Source organism: Metallosphaera sp. D4-4, assembly GCF_046245145.1.
Classification (GTDB): Archaea; Thermoproteota; Thermoprotei_A; order Sulfolobales; family Sulfolobaceae; genus Metallosphaera; species Metallosphaera sedula.
In genome coordinates, this window is the sequence record NZ_CP176412.1 from 294,045 (window position 1) to 313,147 (window position 19,103).

The 19,103-nt window shown below is 47.5% G+C and carries 20 protein-coding genes and 1 tRNA gene; 6 read left to right on the forward strand and 15 right to left on the reverse strand.

Annotated elements, in window-relative coordinates; genetic code table 11:
- Positions 1 to 7: 7 nt before the first annotated feature.
- From pdxT to ACI49J_RS01830, 11 genes are read right to left on the reverse strand one after another with little or no spacing between them, the layout of a single operon-like run.
- Positions 8 to 604 carry a pyridoxal 5'-phosphate synthase glutaminase subunit PdxT gene (pdxT, locus tag ACI49J_RS01780; RefSeq protein WP_012021851.1) on the reverse strand — a complete coding sequence of 199 codons (597 nt, stop codon included), beginning with the start codon at positions 602 to 604 and terminating at the stop codon, positions 8 to 10.
- Positions 601 to 1,614: a pyridoxal 5'-phosphate synthase lyase subunit PdxS gene (pdxS, locus tag ACI49J_RS01785; RefSeq protein ID WP_012021850.1), complete on the reverse strand. Its 1,014-nt coding sequence runs from the start codon at positions 1,612 to 1,614 to the stop codon at positions 601 to 603. The genes pdxT and pdxS overlap by 4 nt, the downstream gene beginning before the upstream one ends.
- A 49-nt stretch (positions 1,615 to 1,663) precedes the next feature.
- A complete protein-coding gene (locus tag ACI49J_RS01790; protein ID WP_012021849.1) occupies positions 1,664 to 1,951 on the reverse strand; it encodes a 30S ribosomal protein S26e in 288 nt (95 codons plus the stop codon).
- Positions 1,952 to 1,985: 34 nt separating this feature from the next.
- Entirely contained in the window at positions 1,986 to 3,428 is a 1,443-nt protein-coding gene (gene proS, locus ACI49J_RS01795; RefSeq protein ID WP_012021848.1) for a proline--tRNA ligase, read from the reverse strand.
- Positions 3,429 to 3,468: 40 nt separating this feature from the next.
- Positions 3,469 to 3,765: a V-type ATP synthase subunit K gene (locus ACI49J_RS01800; RefSeq protein ID WP_144418861.1), complete on the reverse strand. Its 297-nt coding sequence runs from the start codon at positions 3,763 to 3,765 to the stop codon at positions 3,469 to 3,471.
- Between the two features lie 35 nt (positions 3,766 to 3,800).
- Positions 3,801 to 3,962, reverse strand: a complete 162-nt coding sequence (locus tag ACI49J_RS01805; RefSeq protein WP_048060167.1) for a hypothetical protein — start codon at positions 3,960 to 3,962, stop codon at positions 3,801 to 3,803.
- Positions 3,952 to 4,593: a V-type ATP synthase subunit D gene (locus tag ACI49J_RS01810; RefSeq protein WP_012021846.1), complete on the reverse strand. Its 642-nt coding sequence runs from the start codon at positions 4,591 to 4,593 to the stop codon at positions 3,952 to 3,954. The genes ACI49J_RS01805 and ACI49J_RS01810 overlap by 11 nt, the downstream gene beginning before the upstream one ends.
- A complete protein-coding gene (locus tag ACI49J_RS01815) occupies positions 4,590 to 5,990 on the reverse strand; it encodes a V-type ATP synthase subunit B (protein WP_012021845.1) in 1,401 nt (466 codons plus the stop codon). Before ACI49J_RS01815 ends, ACI49J_RS01810 begins: the two co-directional genes overlap by 4 nt.
- Entirely contained in the window at positions 5,990 to 7,765 is a 1,776-nt protein-coding gene (locus ACI49J_RS01820) for an ATP synthase subunit A (protein ID WP_012021844.1), read from the reverse strand. Before ACI49J_RS01820 ends, ACI49J_RS01815 begins: the two co-directional genes overlap by 1 nt.
- The gene (locus tag ACI49J_RS01825; protein WP_012021843.1) at positions 7,766 to 8,344 is read right to left on the reverse strand and encodes a V-type ATP synthase subunit E; all 579 of its coding nucleotides are present in this window, start codon (positions 8,342 to 8,344) and stop codon (positions 7,766 to 7,768) included. It abuts the gene before it with no gap.
- Positions 8,345 to 8,348: 4 nt separating this feature from the next.
- Entirely contained in the window at positions 8,349 to 8,651 is a 303-nt protein-coding gene (locus ACI49J_RS01830; protein ID WP_048060166.1) for a V-type ATP synthase subunit F, read from the reverse strand.
- A 69-nt stretch (positions 8,652 to 8,720) separates the two neighbouring features.
- On the opposite strand from ACI49J_RS01830, the gene ACI49J_RS01835 reads away from it, so the two are divergent.
- Positions 8,721 to 10,838 carry a V-type ATP synthase subunit I gene (locus ACI49J_RS01835; RefSeq protein ID WP_012021841.1) on the forward strand — a complete coding sequence of 706 codons (2,118 nt, stop codon included), beginning with the start codon at positions 8,721 to 8,723 and terminating at the stop codon, positions 10,836 to 10,838.
- On the opposite strand, the gene metG is transcribed toward ACI49J_RS01835, so the two are convergent.
- Positions 10,831 to 12,537, reverse strand: coding sequence for a methionine--tRNA ligase (gene metG, locus ACI49J_RS01840; protein WP_012021840.1), 1,707 nt, complete (start codon positions 12,535 to 12,537; stop codon positions 10,831 to 10,833). The genes ACI49J_RS01835 and metG overlap by 8 nt on opposite strands.
- Before the next feature lie 66 nt (positions 12,538 to 12,603).
- Between metG and priL the strand changes: the two genes are divergently transcribed.
- Positions 12,604 to 13,524, forward strand: coding sequence for a DNA primase regulatory subunit PriL (gene priL / locus ACI49J_RS01845; protein ID WP_225938922.1), 921 nt, complete (start codon positions 12,604 to 12,606; stop codon positions 13,522 to 13,524).
- On the opposite strand, the gene pgsA is transcribed toward priL, so the two are convergent.
- Positions 13,497 to 14,072, reverse strand: a complete 576-nt coding sequence (gene pgsA, locus ACI49J_RS01850) for an archaetidylinositol phosphate synthase (protein ID WP_012021838.1) — start codon at positions 14,070 to 14,072, stop codon at positions 13,497 to 13,499. The genes priL and pgsA overlap by 28 nt on opposite strands.
- Positions 14,073 to 14,120: 48 nt before the next feature.
- Here pgsA and ACI49J_RS01855 point away from each other — a divergent pair, with 48 nt between their 5' ends.
- The 3 genes from ACI49J_RS01855 to ACI49J_RS01865 all read left to right on the forward strand — a co-directional run bounded on the left by ACI49J_RS01855 (position 14,121) and on the right by ACI49J_RS01865 (position 15,393).
- Positions 14,121 to 14,435: a hypothetical protein gene (locus ACI49J_RS01855; protein ID WP_012021837.1), complete on the forward strand. Its 315-nt coding sequence runs from the start codon at positions 14,121 to 14,123 to the stop codon at positions 14,433 to 14,435.
- Between the two features lie 89 nt (positions 14,436 to 14,524).
- Positions 14,525 to 14,953: a protein-lysine N-methyltransferase gene (locus ACI49J_RS01860; protein ID WP_048060165.1), complete on the forward strand. Its 429-nt coding sequence runs from the start codon at positions 14,525 to 14,527 to the stop codon at positions 14,951 to 14,953.
- Complete coding sequence (locus ACI49J_RS01865) at positions 14,950 to 15,393, forward strand: DUF2286 domain-containing protein (RefSeq protein ID WP_012021835.1); 444 nt, start codon at positions 14,950 to 14,952, stop codon at positions 15,391 to 15,393. The genes ACI49J_RS01860 and ACI49J_RS01865 overlap by 4 nt, the downstream gene beginning before the upstream one ends.
- A gap of 54 nt (positions 15,394 to 15,447) precedes the next feature.
- Here the strand turns inward: ACI49J_RS01865 and ACI49J_RS01870 are convergent, their stop codons facing one another.
- Positions 15,448 to 18,072: a DNA-directed DNA polymerase I gene (locus ACI49J_RS01870; protein WP_048060164.1), complete on the reverse strand. Its 2,625-nt coding sequence runs from the start codon at positions 18,070 to 18,072 to the stop codon at positions 15,448 to 15,450.
- Positions 18,073 to 18,246: 174 nt separating this feature from the next.
- Positions 18,247 to 18,321 (reverse strand) — tRNA-Arg (locus ACI49J_RS01875).
- A gap of 268 nt (positions 18,322 to 18,589) precedes the next feature.
- On the opposite strand from ACI49J_RS01875, the gene ACI49J_RS01880 reads away from it, so the two are divergent.
- Positions 18,590 to 19,060, forward strand: a complete 471-nt coding sequence (locus ACI49J_RS01880) for a DUF3211 domain-containing protein (protein WP_012021833.1) — start codon at positions 18,590 to 18,592, stop codon at positions 19,058 to 19,060.
- Positions 19,061 to 19,103: the final 43 nt, after the last annotated feature.

Here is a 19,103-nt window from a genome sequence, read left to right on the forward strand (position 1 = left end):
TAAAACGCTATCTCTTCACCATCCTGAGGAAGTACTCATGGATGGATGTCGTTCCTGATAGTTCTGGATGGAAAGTAGTGGTAAGGATTTGATCCTCTTGCGCCATAACTATTACGTCGTTGAGAGTGGCAAGTGCTCTAGCCTTTCCCCACACCTTAGAGATCGCAGGGGCTCTTATGAACACGAACCTCTCCTTTCCACCCTCGATTTCCTCTAGGTCTACCGTGGCCTCAAAACTCTCCCTCTGCCTGCCGTAATAGTTTCTGATCACCGAGGCATCCATAACTCCTATCAGAGGCTGACTCTTTTTGCCCACCTTGGCGTCCGTAACCTCCTTGGACAGCATTATGGCACCAGCGCAGGTTCCAAGTACAGGAATACCTTGACTGATCTTCTCCTTCAGAGGGTCTAGAAGGCCTAGCCTAAGGGCTACTTGACCAATTGTAGTGCTCTCTCCCCCAGGTATGATTATTCCATCCACGTCGAGGTCCTTGGCTCTCTTCACTGGAATAACTTCTCCCTTTCCTATCTTGTCGAACACCCTCTTCACGGAGAGGGCATGTTCCTCAAAGCTTCCCTGATACGCAACAACTCCTATCTTCATGCTCCTCTCACCTGCATTAGCTCCTCAGGTTTCAAGGTCTTTATGTCAATACCCATCATGGCCTTATGCTCACTTATCATTTTCTGTGCCTCCAGAACTATTTCTGGGTCCTCCCAGCCTGCAGTTGCCAGGACAATAGCCTTAGCTCTCTCCAGTGGATCCTCGCTCTTGAAAATTCCTGAGCCCACAAAGATACCATCTGTGCCCAACCACATCATGAGAGCAGCGTCTGCTGGGGTAGCTATTCCACCAGCTGCAAAGTTCACCACAGGTAACCTGGCATATTTCACGGTAAGTTCCACAAGTTCGTAGGGAACCTGTAACTCTCTGGACTTCTTCACCCTATCCTCCTCTGCCATGCTCAGTAGTGCCCTGAGTTCCTGGTTAACTATCTTTATGTGCTTCACGGCTTCGCTCACGTTTCCCGTACCAGGTTCACCCTTTGTTCTTATCATGGAGGCTCCCTCAGAGATCCTCCTGAGTCCCTCCCCTAGATTTCTCGCTCCGTTAACGAAGGGAATCTTGAACTCCCACTTGTTAATGTGATGCTCCTCATCTGCTGGGGTAAGAACCTCACTCTCATCAATCATGTCCACACCCAAGGCCTCCAGAACCTTTGCTTCATAATAGTGCCCGATTCTCACCTTTGCCATGACTGGGATCGTAATCGAGTTCATGACTTCCTCGATGATTTTAGGGTCTGCCATTCTAGCCACTCCTCCAGCTTTCCTTACATCGTAGGGGAGCTTGTCTAGAACCATCACTGACACCGCGCCAGCTTCCTCTGCTATCCCTGCCTGTTCCACGCTGGTCACATCCATTACTACGCCGCCCTTCTGGAAGATGGGGAAGGCATGCTTAACCCTTGTGGTTCCCTGAACCTGACCAGTGAGGGAAACGAGCTCGGGAACGTATGACATTAACCCAGAGTCCTTCACTGTGTCCCTCAGTTCAGCTAACTTATAGAAGAACCTTTCCACTTCATCAAATGAGAGCTCGTATAGCCTCATAAACAAATAGAGGGTAAGTGAGGTTAAAAACTTAGATTTCTGATCCTTCTTAGAAGAGCCTAGCCCTGGACTTTCTCTCGTTCTCAGCCCTTATCTTGATCAGACCAAAGTGAACAGCGCAGTTTACACAGTAGCACTTCGTGACAGGGTATCTGGTTATTATGGCACCCTTCTTCTCCAGTTCGTTGGCTAAGGAAGCATCAACGGGGCTGTAAGTCCTTGTTACGCATACGGCCTTGTCCTCTGGGACCCTGGCGCCACAGTTATCGCACATCACGTATCCTACGTGACCTTTATCTCCTTTCCTTCTGCCTCTGTTCTCCCTCTTCTTGGGCAATACTTTAGCACCTCTCCTTCTTTCACCATGACCTCTAATAAGTTTTTGCTATTCGAAGGATGTTGGTTGAAGGTTTTCCACATACGACGCAGTTACCGCTAGGTTCAGGTTTCAAGGGAGTACCCAAAACCCTAGCCTGGACCTGTTCCTCGATCTTAAGTCCGCATGAGTCCTGTCCGCACCATGGAACCTCAGCTATGCCTCCCCTGTTCTCCAGGAACTTTTTAGCCTCATCCAAGCTCTGGAACCTCTTAACCCTCTCCTTGAACTGTTCCCATGCCCTCTTCCTAAGGTCGGCGGAGATTTGATCCTCAAGGTTCCTGAATTCCTTTACCAGTTCCTCCCTCTTCACGCTTTTGCCCTCTAGCGTATCCCTCCTCTTAAGGAAGGCAGTGCCAGAGTTTAGCTCCCTAGGTCCTATCTCTATTCTGATTGGAACGCCCTTTAACTCCCAGATATAATACTTCTCTCCAGGAGTCTTATCCTCAGAGGCGTCAAGGGCCACGCGGATTCCGCTGTTCTTGAGAACGGACTCCACTTCCATGGCATACTTGTTGATTTTCTCGGTGTCCTCTTCACTCTTTCCAGGTATCGGTATGATGACACCCTCAATGGGAGCTACCACAGGTGGTAGTATGGGGCCGTGATCATCACCGTTTATGGAGATCACAGTTGCTATTACCCTGTCAGATATCCCGTAACTTGTCTGATGTGGATGAACGTGAGAACCATCGGCCCTCTGGACCTTGTAGTCCATTGCCTTGGTGAAGTGCTGGCCCAGATGATGCGCCGTCCCTATCTGTAGAGCTCTTCCATCGGGCATTATGGTGTCGAGAGCTATGGTGTACTCTGCCCCAGCGAACTTATCCCATTCCGGTCTCCTAGAGATGAGGTATGGAATTCCCAGAATATCAAAGAACTTACTGTAAATCTCTACTGCCTCATCCACTTGCCTGGCCGCATCCTCAAAGGTCTCGTGAACAGTATGGGCTTCCTTAAACGTGGAGAGCTCCCTAACCCTGATCATGGGTCTTGTGGCCTTGGTCTCATACCTAAACACGCTAACGATCTGGTAGAACTTTCTTGGTAATTGCGAGTAACCCTTTATCCAGAGGGATTCCATCAGGGTAATCGCAACCTCTGACGTTGGTCTGAGGGCAAACCTTTCCTCGAGTTCGTCCTCCCCTCCGTGAGTGACCCAGAAAACTTCCTTCTCGAAGCCCTTAATGTGTTCTGCCTCCTTCTTGAGGAGCGTCTCAGGAATAAGAAGTGGAAAGAGCACCTCCTCATGACCTGTTTCGTCAAGTAATTTCCTAATGAGGGTGGTCACGTTCTGCCTTATCTTGAAGCCGTAGGGCATCCATACGCCAGATCCCTTAACGGGGTATCTTCCATAGTCGTATATTTCAGCCTGAGAGATAACCCAATCAAACCATTCGCTAAAATTAGAGGACCACTTCTCCCTTGATATCTTCATGGGAGGAATCCAAAAAACTTGACCTAAAAAGTTTGGGGTTTTAGAACTTACCGAACAACATTAACACAGCGAACAGGATACCGTATACCGCTATTCCTTCCCCTATGGCCACGAAGATAAGCACTGTACCGAACATGTCCCTTCTCTCTGTTAGCACACCGATTCCAGCCGCAGCTGCCATACCCACAGCCATACCTGCACCAATTGCCGCTAGTCCCACAGCGAGACCTGCACCAATGTTTATTCCTGAAAAACCTGTTGATGTATCAGCGGGAGACTGGGCAAAGGCCACAGCTGACCCCATAAGTAGAGGTAGAAGGAGTATTACATATTTCATTCTCTTTGAATATTCCATGTTAAATCCACCACTGTTTACTTTGGCAGTTCCTTTAAAGCCTTTCTCCTTATTTCCTCCATGGCCTTGCGTTTTGATTCTAGAATCGAGGAATACTCCTTGTTAAGTTGATCCTGAATCTCCTTCATTTTTTGGTCGAGCCTCTTGTTTAGATTTGAAATGAAGGGGTTAGCGTCCATCTCCTCTCCTCCTCTGTAAGATCCTTCTGGTGACTTTAAGCCTTACGAACTCTTCCCTGCTCCTGTCGTTCAGAATTGATCTAATGTACTTCACGGAGTTATTGTAGAAGGGAAGGATTGAGGTATCTATGGCGTTAATCAGACGTTGTGTTCTTCTAAGCTCTGCAACGAGGGACCTAATGGTAGACTCAAGCTCAACAAGCTTGATTACCTTAACCATAGTCTCCCTCATCCTGTCATAGGCCTCAGAAAGATAGGGAGATGTTTCAACTTCACTGAAGGGCTTTGGAGGGATACTGGCTTCACTTAGCTCAGTGATAGGGATCTTGACCCCGAAGATGACCTTGGTGGAGCTCTTTAGCTGGAGGGAACTGTTTTGAGAATTGGCTATGGTCTCTATGTTCCCAATACCCTCGTCAACCACGGCCTTCATGTAACTGTCGTAGACCTCCTTTAAGGCCTCGTTAACCTCATTGTATATTTTTTCGTACTCATTTACGTAGGTCCTGAGATATATTAGAAGAACTTCCCTCTTGTTCTCTAAGAGTCTTTTGATTACCCTGATGAGTTTGAGCTGATTCCTCATGCTAATGAGGTTTATCTTTGTTGGTAGTACCCTCCTAGAACTCATTTCTTACCACGGTAGGCTGGATGATACTTCTTGATGTAGTCAACCTTCACATTCGTGAGCTCCCTTTCTGGCAAAATGGAGAGTACCTCCCACCCAATATCTAGGGTCGTCTCTATATCCCTGTTCTCGTTCACTCCTTGACTTACGAACTTCCTCTCAAAGGCATCCCCAAACATTAGGTACTTCTTGTCTGTGTCAGATAGGCTATCCTCTCCAATGATTGCAGCTAATCCCCTAGTATCTACTGCTTTTGCGTAGGCCGCAAACAACTGGTTAGATAAGTCCTTGTGATCATCCCTGGTCTTACCCTCACCTATTCCGTCCTTGGCAAGCCTTGACAAACTCATGAGGACGTTAATTGGTGGATAGATACCCTTGTTGTATAGGCTTCTGTCTAAGGTAATTTGCCCCTCCGTGATATAACCTGTAAGGTCTGGAATTGGATGGGTAATGTCGTCGTTTGGCATTGTGAGAATGGGCATCTGAGTAATGGAACCCTTCTTTCCTATCACTTTTCCTGCTCTCTCGTAGGTCTGGGCAAGGTCAGTGTACATGTAACCTGGGTAACCACCTCTACCGGGGACTTCCTCCTTTGATGCGCTGATCTCCCTAAGGGCCTCACAGTAATTTGTCATATCGATAAGGATTGCCAACACGTGCATGTCCTGCTCAAAGGCCAAATATTCCGCGAGGGTAAGTGCTGTCTTGGGAGTTAGTGTCTTCATCACTGGTGGTTCGTTAGCTAAACTCATGATTAGGGCCACCCTATTGATTGCCCCGGTTTCCTCAAAGAACTTCCTGAAGAACAGTGCCTCGTCATATCTTACACCGATGGCACCGAATACAACGGCAAAGTTGCTCTCCTCTCCTCTCACTGTGGCCTGTTTAGCTATCTGTGCAGCAAGTATGTTCGCGGGTAAACCGCTTCCGCTAAAGATGGGAAGCTTCTGACCCCTGAGAAGGGAATTTAGACCATCTATTGCTGATATACCAGTCTGAATGAACTCCTCTGGGTAATCCCTGATAGCAGGGTTCAAGGGTTCGCCATTGATGTCCCTCTTCTCCCCCTTTATCACCATGGGACCATTGTCAAGGGGATCTCCCAGGGGATTGAAAATTCTGCCAAGCATTTCCTCAGAGATCTTAACCTCTAATCCTCTACCTAGGAACCTCACGGTGGTTCCTACTGGCGATATTCCCCTGGTTCCCTCAAAGACCTGTACTATGGAAATTCCCTTCTGGCTATCTACAACTATCCCTCTCCTTCTCTCCCCATTGGGCATCTCGACCTCTACAAGTTCGTTATAAGCTGAGTCTGCCACTCCCTGAACCATCAGAAGGGGTCCCTTAATCATTGAAATGTTCGAATATTCCCTTACATTCATGGATGACTCCATTAAGCACCAGCCTCCTTCAAGAGTTCATCGAACTGAGCTTTTAACTTGTTCTCTAATTCGTCGTATTTCTGAAGCTCGTTGTTCTTGATAGTAGCCTTTGATCTAATTATGTCAGGAACCACAGTTATCTTGTCCACAATCTTTTTCACTGGTATTCCCCTTTCCACGGCGTTAGTTGCATATTGATTATAGTGGTAGATCAACTTCATGATTCTAGCCTGCTTCTGGGGTGACGAGAAGGCATCTATGTCATCATATGCGTTCTGTTTCAGGAAGGCTTCCTTGATCAGCCTTGCAACCTCCAACGTTAGCTTATCCTTTTCTGCAAGGGACTCTGGACCCACTAGCCTCACTATCTGTTTCAACTCATCCTCTCTTAGAAGTGTCCTAACCATGAAGTCCCTCATAATTCTCCAATCTGGGTCGACGTTCTTGATCCACCAGTCAGATACCAGGTCAACGTAGGATGAGAACCCCTGGAGCCAGTTTATTGCAGGGTAATGTCTGGCCTGAGCTAAGGAGACGTCCAATGGCCAGAAGACCCTGACGAATCTAAGTGTTGTGCTAGTAACTGGTTCAGTAAAGTCACCGCCTGGTGGTGAAACTGCAGACGCTAAGGTAACTGAGCCGTACCTCTCTGGATTACCTAGAGTTCTAACTCTTCCAGCCCTCTCATAGTACTCAGCGATTCTGGAGGAGAGGTAGCTTGGGAACCCTTCCTCGGCTGGCATCTCCTCCATTCTCCCTCCTAGGTCCCTTAGCGCCTCAGCCCATCTGGAGGTCGAGTCAGCCACGGTAAGCACGTCGTATCCCTGGTCCCTGAAGTACTCAGCTAGGGTAACACCTACGTAAATGCTTGCTTCCCTAGCTGCTACGGGCATGTTACTGGTGTTTGCCACCATCACTGTCCTCTCTAGAAGGGGTCTTCCAGTCCACGGATCCTTCAGTTTGGGGAAGCTTCTTAGCTCGTCAGTCATTTCGTTTCCTCTCTCTCCACATCCAACGAAAATGACAATCTTAGCCTCACTCCACTTGGATAGGCTTTGTAGAGTTACTGTCTTTCCACTCCCGAAGGGCCCTGGAATCGCCGCAGTACCTCCCTTTGCTATGGGGAATATAGTATCAAGTATTCTAACCCCAGTCAGTAACGGCTGGCTTGGATCTAGCTTTTCCTTGAAGGGTCTTGGAACCCTAACTGGCCACTTCTGCATCATTTTCACTGGAACTTCGTCACCGTTCATGTCCACAATTGCGACGTTGTCTTCAACCTTGTAATCGCCCTCTGCAACAACCTCCTTTAATTTTCCGTGAACGTAAGGAGGAACGAGTATTCTGTGCTCTACAAGTCCTGTCTCCTGTACCACTCCTAGAATATCACCTGGCTCTACCTTATCTCCCTTCTTCATCTTTGGGACGAAGTGCCATTCTTTCTCCCTATTTAGTGTTGGTAACTTTATCCCCCTCTTGATGAAAGGTGACTTAGTAATTTCCTTGATCTCTCCTAGAGGTCTAAGTAGACCATCAAACAGTTGACCGAGAAGGCCTGGACCTAACTCCACTGATAGGGGAGCCCCACTCCCAAAAACTGGCTCACCAGGTCTGATTCCGCTCGTGTCCTCATATACCTGTATGTAAGCCCTGTCACCCTCAATCCTTGTTATTTCGCCCACTAGCCTAGGCTCGCCCACTTCGACTACTTCAAACATCTGCGCATCCTTCATACCCTCGGCCACAACCAGTGGCCCGTTCACCCTTGCAACTTTACCCTGCGCCATTTACATCTCACCGAATAGAATCTCAGCTATCTTGGGTTTTAGTGACTCAAAAACTTGATCTAGTATAAGGTTAAGGGAGTAATCCCTCACTAGTCCAACGTCCGAGTACTGTATCTTGACTCCACCCATTATCTTGGGATCAGACCTCACCTCTGCCTTCGCCTTTAATCCCTTGATCATTTTCTGGACTTGATCAACTTCATCCTCGGAGCAGTACACAATGGAACCATCCCTAAGCTCCCTCTTCAGTACCGATTCAAGGCCTTGCTTATAACCTTGTGAGTTCTTAACCGTTCCCAACGACTTTATTGTACCCTCGTAGACCTTGTTTAACCAGTAGTTCTTCTCGCCAAGTACTGCCCTCTTAACTTCTATGTCGAGCCTAGCTCTCTCTCCCTCAATCTCCTCCTTGGCTTTTGTTACCATTTCTTGCATCTTTGCAGTATAGGTCCTTTCTACGCTGTCCCTCTTCTGTTTCACCAGGTTAAGGGCCTCCTCGAGAGCCTTGCTTAACTCCTTGCTAATGACCTCCATCTCCGAATCTATAACCTGTCCCATTAATTCCTCTACAGAGACCATATCATCACCCGAACCCTAGAGCCTTTAAAACCATCTTCTTAACGTCAATTGGCTTGGATTCTGAGAACGGGGATGGTATGATGGTAACCAGGGGCTTTGTGAGATTTGAAATCATTGAGTCTACCTTTTCCTTTACTGGTTCGTAAACGTCCCTAGTTATTAGCACTAGGTCTACGTCTTCCCTCTTTTTCACAGCATCAATCTCCTTCTCTAGGTTAAGGGGATCCTCGATCACTTCACCTTCAGTCCCCATCATTTTAAAAAGCGAAACAGTGTACCTATCGCCCAATAGCAATATTTTACCCATGACGTGCTCTCATTTGCTATGAAGATTAAATATTTTTAAGATATAGCTCATACTACTCCCGATAGTGTATTGATCTTTCCTGAAAACATGGTAAAAGTAGAAATCATATCGCCAGTTAACCAAAAAGACAAAGTAACCACGGAGATACTCAAGTTCGGTAAAATGGAGGTAATAGAGCCAGCCCATCCTATCTCCAACTCGAGGTATGAAGATGCTAGGAGGGAATTGACAGCAATCCAAGAACACGTGAATAAGGTCAAGCTGATCATGGAAATAGCTGGAACACCGCTGGAACCTAGGGGCAAGATGAAGGTTGACTCCACATGGACTGACGTGGCCAAGAAGCTTTCAGAGGAGGCATCGCTTGAGGAGTTCAGATACAAGGAGCTCCTCGAGGAAATAGGGAAACTGAAGGGTGAGATAGACCTCTACCAGGCACAACTCAGGGAATTGGAACCATTCAGCGGGATTACCACCGATCTATCCACCTTGTACTCGCTAGAGACGTTGGATGTAGCACTAGTAGTTCTCACGGAAGACCAGTTAAACAAGGTGAAGTCTAACAAGAACGTTGTGGTGGAGACAACTCCGCTGAAGGATGGTAAATATGCCTCCGTGCTTATCTCAAGGAGAAACGTTGTGTCACTAGATCAGGTACTTAAGGAACTGGGAGTCAGGAGATTTGAGACTAACGAGGGGAAATCTCCCTACGAAGTGTATAAGGTGTTAAGCGAAAGGATTGGCGAGCTTAGGAAAATCCTTGAGGAGACCAGAAGTAGCCTCATCAAGAAGATAAGGGAAAATGAGAGGGAGTTCAGCGAGTTATACGGAAAGCTTCTAACGGCGAGGGACGCGCTTTCCCTCCTTTCCAAGGGGAGAATCTCAGACCACTTTTTCCAGATAGAGGGATACGTTCCCGAGAGGGACTGGAAAAAGCTGAAATCTGCCTTAGATCAGGTTGCTGTTATCGAAAGTGCTACCCCAAGGAGGTTCGGAGAGGAAGAGGAGCCCCCTACGTACATCCGACTTCCCAAGAGTATCTCGGCCATAGAGTCTGTTGTGGAAATCTACGGTACACCGTCGTACTGGGAGATATCACCGCTGGTGTTTCTAGTCATTACCTTCCCTCTCCTGTTCGGGCTAATGTTTCCAGATGTTGGGAATGCCCTTGTGCTCCTGATCTTTGCCATCTTCTTCCATAGATACGGCGTCAAGAAGGGAAGCAACAACATCAAGAACCTTTCCCTCATTCTAGGTTACTCCTCAGTCGTTGCCATGATTACTGGTTTCCTAGCTAGAGACTTCTTCGGACCACTTCCCGTGGGAGGGCTCAAGGAGATGGGTATAGCCAACGTGAGCGGTCCCCTGGATAGCGTATGGCCAGTACCAGTGAGCGTAACGGAGGCGTTATCCCCACTACTTCCATTTGGTGAATACAGCACTAGCACCTCGATTGAACACACAATAATCCTTTCGATCCTCCTGGGAGCAATAGCTCTCTTCGTAAGCTCCCTTCTGGGAGTCATAAATGCAGTGAAGAAGAGAGATCCTGAATTTCTTGTCTTCGAGAAATTACCACTCCTGGTGCTATACACAGTTCCCCTGGTGATATTTGGATACGGTGTAACGGATCCTTCCCATTACTTCAGTACTGTGGGAGTCCTCCTAGGTGATATCCTCCAGAACTTGCTAAGCGGGATACATCCTGACCTGAGCAATCCTACGTCGGCCTTGGCGTATGGGTTAATTGTATGGGTAGAGATAGGACTAATATACAACTGGATATCTAAGGCTATAATCCTGAAGAGACACGATCACGCATCCACGGGAAGTGCCCTTGCCATGGGATTCATTGAAGGAGGTTTCGAGGCTGCTATCCTACTGTTATCCAACACAATCTCTTTCATAAGAATTCTAGTGTTTGCACTGGCTCACTACTACCTTCTGTACGCGTTCTCATACATGGCCTATCTAGTGGTGGGGCATCCAAGCCTCCTAGCCTTGGGGACTAACCCGGCCTCGATCGTGATCCTGATAATAGGAAACCTCCTTGCAATAGGACTAGAGGGACTAGTGGTGTTCATACAGGACATGAGGCTCCACTTCTACGAGATGTTCAGCAAGTTCTATGAGGGAAGAGGAAAGAAGTTCGAACCCCTAGTAGCGTCAGTGGAACTGGCTACTTAAGAAGAGTAGGTCTTCTTTTTTCTACTTCCTTTCTCACTTTTTCCAGGATTTCGTTAAGGTTTTTCTCAAAGTCCTGCGGAAGCTTCTTGAAAACCGGGGCAGGCTTCCCAACAACGTGACCTGGTTTAAGGGGTTCCTTGGCGTTATCCCATCTCTCCTGGGTTATGTCTAGCCCCAACTGGTCGTAGATTAGTTTAGCCTTCTCTGGTATCACAGGGTAAAGCATTAGGGCTATTGCCCTGATGGCGGAGCTTGCCACGAACAAGGTATTGGATGCGTCCTCCACGTCGCTCTTTACCTTGTCCCATGGGGCCTTCTCATTGAGGTATGCGTTCGTTTCCCTGGCTAGAGTCAGGACCAGTTCAGTTCCACCCTTTAACTTGCCCTTCTCGAACATGAAGCTAACCTGATCCAGGGTTTCGCCTACCCTGGAGAGAAGTCTCATGTCCACCTCCTTCAGGTTCTTGGGTTCAGGTATCTTGCCTTGGAAATACCTGTTCACCATGGTTATGACCCTGTTCACGAGGTTTCCAACGTCGTCATTTAACTCGCTATTCACTATCCTGATAGCCTCGGTCCAGGTGAAGTTCATGTCCTTCTCTTCCGGTCTCATCCTTATGAGGAGGAATCTCCAATAGTCCACCTCCATGATTAGGGGGGCCTCATCTATCCAGATCCCGATTTTCCTGCTCTTGCTAAACTTCTGCCCCTCATACATGAGGTACTCGGTGGCAGCTATCACCGTGGGAAGAGCGTAGTTCTTCTCAGAGGCTAACAACATAGCCGGGAGTATCACGGCGTGGAAAGGAATGTTATCCTTTCCTATGAAGTAGTAACTCCTCACTTTACCGTTCTCCCAGAATTCCTTCCACCTCTCCGTTTCCCCTCTTCCCTGGAAATATTCTAGGGTGGCAGATAGGTAGCCCAGGAGGGCCTCAAACCAGACGTAAATCGTCTTTCCCTCCGCCCCTGGGAAGGGAGCTGGGATCCCCCACGAGTTATCCCTGGTCAGGCTCCTGGGTTTTAATCCCTCGTTGACCCAGCTCAGCGCTGTTCCCTTCACGTTCTCTGGCATATCCTGGGAAGAGGTTATCCACTCCCTAATGGGTTCAGAGAAGGGCCTGAGATCGAAGAACCAGTGTTTGGTCTTCCTGAGAACGGGGGGAGTACCGCAGATGGCACACTTCGGATTTATGAGAAGGGAGGGGGTCAAAAGCCTACCACAGCGGTCGCATTGATCACCCCGTGCATCCTCAAATCCACAGTAGGGGCAGGTCCCCTTCACGAACCTGTCTGGGAGGAATAGCTTGTCCCTTTCACAGTAGGGAAGTTCCTCCTCCTCCACCTTGATGTACTTGCTGACTCCCAGCAAAAACTCCTTCACGAAGCTCTTATGAACCTCGGACTCCGTCCTGGTGTAGTTGTCGAAACTTATGTTCCAGGTGTTCAGGAACAGTTGTCTGTCGTACTCGTGGGCCTGATCTGTGAGGGACTTTGGGCTCACCCCTCTCTTTATGGCCTCAATCTCTATGGGGGTTCCATGCTCGTCGCTCCCGCTCACGAAGACCACGTTCTCCTTTCCGTACTTTAATCTGGCATAGCGCGCAAAGACATCGGCAGAGAGGATTGAGCCTATAAGGTTGCCCAGATGTGGAACCGATTGCACGTAGGGCCAGGCTGACGCCACTAGAATCTTCAAATAATCACCCTAACAGATTCACCTAGTTCACTTATTAAAGGAATTCACAAATACCCCAGTAAATTGGTGCTTGACTACAACAAGTATCCCTTCATGGTCTCTGTTGACGAGGTAATCAAGAGAGAGAACGCTGTCGACCTTTACACCCTACTCACCACTGATGGAAAGGCTATCAGGGAGGCAAAGAACAGGATAAGGGAGATAGTCACAGGCAAGGAGGTTAAGAGGCTCAAGGAGTACACCTCTCCCCAGCTGGTGTTCTTCGCGGAGCTCCTCATCCTGGGAGTCCTGAATGACAAGAGAACCACGGAGAGAGTCCTTAGAAAGGAAAAGGATCTATTCATGAGGGACCTTGAAAGGGAGGAGGACGCAGACCTCCTCACCGTGTTCAAGTGGCTAGGGTTCAACGTTAAAATGAGTAGCCTAAAGTATCACGAGGTAACAAGGGGAAAGGTTCAGCCCAAGAGACTAGACTATTCTCTCCACTTTCTGGAGTACCTCAAGGCGATAAAGGGGAGCAAGGAGTTCCCCCTGACGCAGAGGATACTCCACAAGGGATACGTCTACATGGATAGATCAACTCTCCTCAAATTGCTAGGTTTCAATCTCTTGAAAAGGTTAAGGGAAACTGTGAAACCAATCCCCATGGAGGAAGTTCCAGAGACGCTCGTGGACATCATAATGATGAGAGGAGGGAAGACGCCCCCGTGCATAAGGGCAATCCAGGAGAAGAGGGAAAGATCACGGGAGGAGGCCCTCGCCCTGGCAGTTTACATGGCCAACACGGGTTCCAGCGTGGACTCAATAGCCCTAGTCCTGGAGAAGAATGGGGAGGAGAATCCCATGGAACAGGTTAAGAGGATCTTCAAGGAGAAAATGGTGATTTACTCCTGTCAGAGAATGAAAGAGTTGGGCATGTGCGTTTCAGACTGCGGGACTAGATCTCCTCTTCAGTTTTATTACGGTAGCGCAGACATCACCAAGTGAAATCTCTGCCCCAGGGTTATTATGGACGCCACAAACAGCCCGTAGAAGATCACGGTGGAGATCAGTGGAAGGAAAGGAAGGAAGAGGAGTATTAGCCCCACCAGGATTAACCTCTCCCCCCTCTCAATGAGTCCCTTACCCTCTGCCTTTATTCCAAGGGACTCTGCCTTAGCCCTCAAGTAGGAGATTGATAGGGAAATCCCAACAAGTATTGCGGTCAACAGTGGAGGAAACCCCAGCAGGACCAGAGACCCAATGAAAAGGGTATCCTCAAGCCGGTCAAAGGAGGAGTCAAGAAAGCTACCCTTAGGTCCTGCAAGACCCCTCATCCTGGCAACTTCCCCATCCAATGCATCTAAAAGGGAGGATATTGCCAGGGTCAACAGTCCGAGCAGGGGATTCCTAGTGAAATAGATTACTCCCAAGTATACTAGGGACATGACCAACCCCAAAGCAGTGACTTGATTTCCCGTGAAACCTGCCTTCACCAGGGCAGATGCCATTGGCCTCAAAACCTTCTTGGAGGCGCTCCTTAGATTTGTAATCATGGTACCACTACCGTTTTAAGCTGTGGAATACGTTGAGACTTGGTCACAATGAAAGCTAAAAAACTGATCCTCGTGACTTCCGAGTCCCACCCCAATCACAAGGGATTTCTAAGCATAGCTGAGTCCATTGCCAAGGAGTTCAACCTTGAACTAGAGACCAAGCTGGAGGACTACGCCTTCCTCTCAGACTACGGTGAAAAGGATGAGTTCGGAATGAGTTGGTTACCTCAGCTCTTGGTTCAGTTAGAGGACGGAAGAATTTACCCAATCCTTACCCAGATGCCCATAGGCAAGGACATAAAGCCAGACCCCGAGGCCGGAAGGCAGGAAGCGATTAACAAAATTAAAAATCTCGTCTCATGAAGATTACACTAGTGAGATAATTGAGCACACCACATAGGGAAGTTCCACACGTTCCATTTGTGCCGACCCCTGAAAAGGTAGTGCTGAAAATGCTGGAGGTTGCAAAGGTAGGACCAGAGGACATTGTTTATGACCTAGGATGCGGTGACGGAAGGATAATAATTGCTGCAGTGAAGAATTTTGGGGCTAAGAAAGCTGTGGGCGTTGACCTAAGCGATGAAAGGCTTAAGGAGGCAGAACAGAACGCCATACAGAACGGAGTTAGGGACAAGATTGAACTCAGGAAGAACAACTTTCTTGACGAGAACGTATCTGATGCCACTGTGGTTACTCTCTTCCTGTTGACCAACGCTAACGAGCTTCTAAAGCCGAAGTTTGAGAAGGAACTTAAACCTGGGACCAGGGTGGTTTCCCACGAGTTCGAAATGAAGGGCTGGAAGCCCAAGGAAGTAATTAAGGTTGAGGACGGGAACATGCACCATCTAGTTTACCTTTACGTTATTGGTGAGCATCAATGAAGATTGTTGTGCTTAAGAGTGAGTCAGGAAAGGTAACCTCTGATGCCCTTGAGGAAGGGGAAATAGGTGATGTCGTTAGGAAGACTGCAGAGAAGGCACTAAAGGAGTGGAACGAGCTTACCTCAGACTTCATCATAATGAGGGACTCGCAGGAGGCTAGGATACCTCTACCCCTTAAGCCTGATATGTACGAGAAGATGAAGAACTTCCTTACAGGAAAGGATAAGACGTCTGCAATAGTCAAGTTACCAATCTTCATCATTAGCTTTGAGAACCAGTGGAAGGAAGAGAACTTCCAGGACAAGAAGGTTTACGTCATCTCCTACTATCTAAATGAGGAGCTCAAAAAGGAATTAACGGATTACGCTGCTCAGGTTACTTCAGAGGAAGCCGAGAAGGAAGAAGAGATAGAGGAAGAGGACGAGGACTTAGAGGAGTAGTTTTTAGCTTTAGTTGCTAGGAAACCTTAGCTTCCCCTGAAAATCCACGCCTCTCTAAGTCTTGAAGAACGAGTCGATTGATGTCGTGGACTCTATTCTATCCCAGCTCACATTGAAGCTTTTCAATAACTGTTCGAAGGTACTTCTCACGCTCTCATAGTATTTATCCACATCAATCTCTGAAAGCTTAGCTAGCTGGACAGGTTTAACTCCCTCCTTAGTCTTTACCTTTACGAAGCTAATTATATCCCTTGACATCACTTGTACGTTCATCTCCGCCAGCTGTGCCGCAGCCTTAACGTGCTGTGGGGTGTTCTTCTCATAGGACTTCACGTCCCTGGATAACATGACCCTGAAGGCGAGCTCATCCAAGTTATATTCCTTCATCTTAAGCTTCCTGTACACCTCCTTAACCTGCGCCGTTAAGTCTTGAATTGCCTTTTCGAGCTCCTCCTGGTTCTGAACCTTCGCTAGCCTCTCCTTAGCCTCATTGAAGGCCTGCTTCAGAAACTCTGGGGTGTTCCTCTTCTTTGCCAACATGCCCTTTATGTCAACCTTGGAATCCTTGAACACACCGAAGTAGTTCTTCTTAAGACCGGAGAAGGCAATGAACCTGTAAGTTTTGTCCACCTCTAGATCAAGCCCGAAGTTCTGCCTGGTCCACTCCACCAGTTCCTCCAGCTTCTTCTTATCAGGCTGGTGAATGAAGAGCGAGTCCGTATCCCCGTACACAACCTTCAGCCCAAGCTTGTTAGCCATTTCCTTGGTGGACGTGATTACGTACCTACCTAGGGCTGTAACGCTCTCTGCAACTGCTGGGGCGTACAAGGGGAAGGTCTCCGCACCGAAGACGCCATAGGTCGCATTAATGAACACCTTCATGCCCCTCTGTACCACGTCGTACAACATCTTTCTCTCCTCGTCTATGTTGCTCTGTTTCCCTTTCTTCTTGTAAATTTTGACCCTGAAGTCCCTAAGTAAGCCAGTTACCACTGCAGTAATCCCGGGCCTGTCCACGCACACCTCATGGATTTTCGCCCCACTCTCATCCCTTATATCCCTTTTCTTGTTACATTCCTTCACATCAACGGTTTCATAACTGAGGTTCCAGTTCCTGATGATGGAGGGATACAGTGAGGCGAAGTCCAGAACAACTACGTCAAAGTAAACCCCCACAGGTGGGTCTATGACCACTGCGCCCTTGTATCCCTTTCCCTTGATAATGGCAGCTGTCTTCAACCCAGAGGAGCGTTCAAGGATTTCCTCCTTGAGGGGGATTAACCAGTTCCTTTTCCTATGTTCCCAGTAGTACAGGTTCTTTACCCAGGCTGATATCTCTGTCCTAGTTAGCTCCTCTATACCAAGCTTGGAAATTCTGGAGAAGAGTACAATCAACTTCCATACTAGTTCGTTGTTGAACGTGGTCAACTTCAGCGTGATCTCCGAGTCCCTGTAGTTGTACTCCACGAGTTTAGACATGTTTAGGTCGCTAATGGACTCGTCCAACTTGACCTTGGAGAGACCCAAGAGTGCCTGGGCTACGGTGTCAAGGTTGTACTCTGAGTACTTCCCCTCAAATGCATAGTTCCTGACCGCCTTGTTGAAGAAGAACCTGTACAAATCTATGTGAAATCCATATCTGAACTTCGCGTCAGGTTTCCTGCCAAAACTAGAGATCTCGAAGGGTATCTCATCCTGTAGTAACCCGAGCTTGAAACCTCTGAAGATCAGGTATGGGATATCGAAGTCGTCTCCGTTAAAGGTCAGAACCATGGGATATTCCTTAAGAATGTCAAACAACCTGGAGAGAAGCTCCCTCTCTGTGCGGAAGACCTCAACCTTGATATCCTTACTTTGAATCGGACTATCTCCCCTATCAAGGACTAGGACCAGTTTCAGGCCATCGCTCCCTGCTAGGGCTACGCTTATCACGGGGTACTCGGCCTTTACTGGATCCGGTACCCTACCCATCATGGGAGTATAAACCTCTATATCTATTGCGACCCTCTTCACCGACGGAATCTCGGACTCAAAGAGGGGAGCCCAGTCTAGCGCCATCTCTTGAGCTATCTGGTCAGCATCCTTGAACGCTTCCTTTACCTCTTTGACGTCAACCTCCGGCTTAAGGGGGACTAGCTTCCCCTTCTTTACCACGTAGGGCATCCCTGGTATGAGGCTGAAATCGTAAATATAATTGTTAAAATATTTTATATGAGCTTCATAGGCCCTTGGGACATATTCTCTTAGGCGTCTCACAGCGAGGGGGTCATTCACCACAATCTTGGTTAGGTTAATAGGTTTCCAAGTGTAGGGGTCTATTTTAGTGGTCTTCTCAAGCCTAACAAAGGACTCATCCTTAACAATCTTTGGAATTTTTTGGATCTGATCTGGCTCTAAATCCACAAGGAAGTATGACTTGTGACCCGTGCTGTCGTAAAGGACGTGTAGCTCACCCGTTTCAGGATCATAAAGCTTGCAGACAGCCTTCCCCATTTTACCATCATAGTCTACGGAGAGAAGAAAGTACTTTCTCTCCTCCTGCGCCTGTTTAACTGTGTCCTTTCTTAGCCTCGCTGGCCTTTCCAGAGGCCTCTCTTCCTCCTGCGTCTTCTCTTCCTGTTTAACTGGTTCCTCTCTCTTGATCCCAGAGAAGTCAGCAAGGGTAAGCTGTCTGGCCATTATACTCATATTGGCTTAAACTTCTTTAAACCTTTGAGGTGTTCAGAAAATGAGAAATAGGTAAAGTTCAAATCAAGGTATTCCACCCTTAGCCCTTTGTGGGACCATGGGAAGTTGAGTAGCCGTCCGTGAATTCGTGTGAGAAGCTAAGACAATATCTCGCTACGGAATAGGCGGACCCGCCGGGATTTGAACCCGGGACCTAAGGCTCCGCAGGCCTTCGCTCTGTCCTGGCTGAGCCACGGGTCCAATTCCTAATCTGGGGTCTTACCCTACATCCTCATCTCTCTCCCCAAGATAAAAGTTTACTATACGCTCTAAGGATTGCCATGAATGTTCCTCATTTTCACGACTCAATCCCTGATTATCCTAAACGTATCAGGCATCCCAGAGTTTAATTCTCTTTGTCGACTTAATAATAGTTGCAAATCTAGACTTCCAGTAATTCCATCCTGCTTAGTATACTTTCTTGATCCAATAAAGAAAAATTTAAAACATTACTTTATGACTCATTCTTATGAAAATATCGATTCAGATATCTAGCAAACATGAACCCAACGTAATACTATCTCTATTCTCTGACCCAAAGTTCTTCTTCGAGACTCTTCTACAGTTCAAGATTATGGACTTCGAGAATCAAAACACTTTCTTTGTTTATGGGGAACTAACGTCTCTCTTTTCACTCGTGGACATAGAGGCCAAAGTAACTAGATATATTTCAAATACAGGCGTTATATACGTTCTTAACGTGGCTCCAGGACTGGTCAAGTTGCCTCCTGGGAAGGAACTAGATAGGTCTTTCAAACCAACCCCGCCAAAGGGTAATGGCAAGATCACCATAACTAGAACAGCTTCCTCAATTAATGTCGAATTTGACTATGAAGGGGAAAGGGAAAAAATGATAGTAAACTCGTTAAGTAAAAGGTTCAAGTCTATAAGAAATCTCGATGATATCATTTGGAAGGAGAGGGTATCAAGACATCTATAAAGGCTTACAATTCTAAAATTTTCCAGATAGTGTTAATAAAATA

What these genes read in the sequence shown, in the direction of transcription:
- ACI49J_RS01855 (WP_012021837.1), top strand. Translation starts at nt 14,121, where the DNA reads ATGAAAGCTAAAAAACTGATCCTCGTGACTTCCGAGTCCCACCCCAAT.
- ACI49J_RS01830 (WP_048060166.1), bottom strand. Translation starts at nt 8,651, where the DNA reads ATGGGTAAAATATTGCTATTGGGCGATAGGTACACTGTTTCGCTTTTT.
- pdxS (WP_012021850.1), bottom strand. Translation starts at nt 1,614, where the DNA reads ATGAGGCTATACGAGCTCTCATTTGATGAAGTGGAAAGGTTCTTCTAT.
- pgsA (WP_012021838.1), bottom strand. Translation starts at nt 14,072, where the DNA reads ATGATTACAAATCTAAGGAGCGCCTCCAAGAAGGTTTTGAGGCCAATG.
- ACI49J_RS01820 (WP_012021844.1), bottom strand. Translation starts at nt 7,765, where the DNA reads ATGGCGCAGGGTAAAGTTGCAAGGGTGAACGGGCCACTGGTTGTGGCC.
- ACI49J_RS01800 (WP_144418861.1), bottom strand. Translation starts at nt 3,765, where the DNA reads ATGAAATATGTAATACTCCTTCTACCTCTACTTATGGGGTCAGCTGTG.
- ACI49J_RS01860 (WP_048060165.1), top strand. Translation starts at nt 14,525, where the DNA reads ATGCTGGAGGTTGCAAAGGTAGGACCAGAGGACATTGTTTATGACCTA.
- pdxT (WP_012021851.1), bottom strand. Translation starts at nt 604, where the DNA reads ATGAAGATAGGAGTTGTTGCGTATCAGGGAAGCTTTGAGGAACATGCC.
- ACI49J_RS01865 (WP_012021835.1), top strand. Translation starts at nt 14,950, where the DNA reads ATGAAGATTGTTGTGCTTAAGAGTGAGTCAGGAAAGGTAACCTCTGAT.
- ACI49J_RS01815 (WP_012021845.1), bottom strand. Translation starts at nt 5,990, where the DNA reads ATGGAGTCATCCATGAATGTAAGGGAATATTCGAACATTTCAATGATT.
- ACI49J_RS01825 (WP_012021843.1), bottom strand. Translation starts at nt 8,344, where the DNA reads ATGGTCTCTGTAGAGGAATTAATGGGACAGGTTATAGATTCGGAGATG.
- ACI49J_RS01810 (WP_012021846.1), bottom strand. Translation starts at nt 4,593, where the DNA reads ATGAGTTCTAGGAGGGTACTACCAACAAAGATAAACCTCATTAGCATG.
- ACI49J_RS01805 (WP_048060167.1), bottom strand. Translation starts at nt 3,962, where the DNA reads ATGGACGCTAACCCCTTCATTTCAAATCTAAACAAGAGGCTCGACCAA.
- ACI49J_RS01870 (WP_048060164.1), bottom strand. Translation starts at nt 18,072, where the DNA reads ATGGCCAGACAGCTTACCCTTGCTGACTTCTCTGGGATCAAGAGAGAG.
- ACI49J_RS01880 (WP_012021833.1), top strand. Translation starts at nt 18,590, where the DNA reads ATGAAAATATCGATTCAGATATCTAGCAAACATGAACCCAACGTAATA.
- proS (WP_012021848.1), bottom strand. Translation starts at nt 3,428, where the DNA reads ATGAAGATATCAAGGGAGAAGTGGTCCTCTAATTTTAGCGAATGGTTT.